1 protein-coding gene is annotated in these 446 nt (G+C 63.0%); it reads left to right on the top strand.

The genetic code is table 11. From position 1 onward, the window contains the following. Nucleotides 1-172 precede the first annotated feature (172 nt). Nucleotides 173-446 (top strand): response regulator (locus tag ACEWB7_RS17810; protein WP_411581061.1); only part of this gene is annotated, 274 nt, incomplete at its 3' end.

The raw sequence follows: 446 nt of genomic DNA, 5'->3' as shown, positions 1-446 counted from the left end.
CATTATGGCCAGATCGATATCGACAGCCCGGCTGACCCGGAAACGCAACGCGGCACCCGTTTTCGCATCACCCTGCCGCGGCATGTCGAAGCGTCACACGCCGTAAGTTGAAGAGGCGACTGCCGTACCGGCCCGGCGCCGGTTCTGCCTCCAGACCGTCGAGAGAGTACTGATGTCACACATACTGATCGTCGAAGACGAAACCATCATCCGCTCAGCCCTGCGGCGCCTCCTCGAACGCAACCAGTACGAGGTCAGCGAAGCCGGCTCGGTGCAGGAAGCACAGGAGCGCTACAGCATCCCGGGTTTCGACCTCATCGTCAGCGACCTGCGACTGCCCGGCGCACCCGGCACCGAACTGATCAAACTGGCCGAAGGCACACCGGTGCTGATCATGACCAGCTACGCCAGCCTGCGCTCGGCGGTGGACTCCATGAAGATGGGCG

Source organism: Acinetobacter sp. NIOH-H-8 (assembly GCF_046635365.1).
In the GTDB taxonomy this organism is placed as follows: Bacteria; Pseudomonadota; Gammaproteobacteria; order Pseudomonadales; family Moraxellaceae; genus Acinetobacter.
This window is presented reverse-complemented; position numbering and strand designations above follow the sequence as displayed.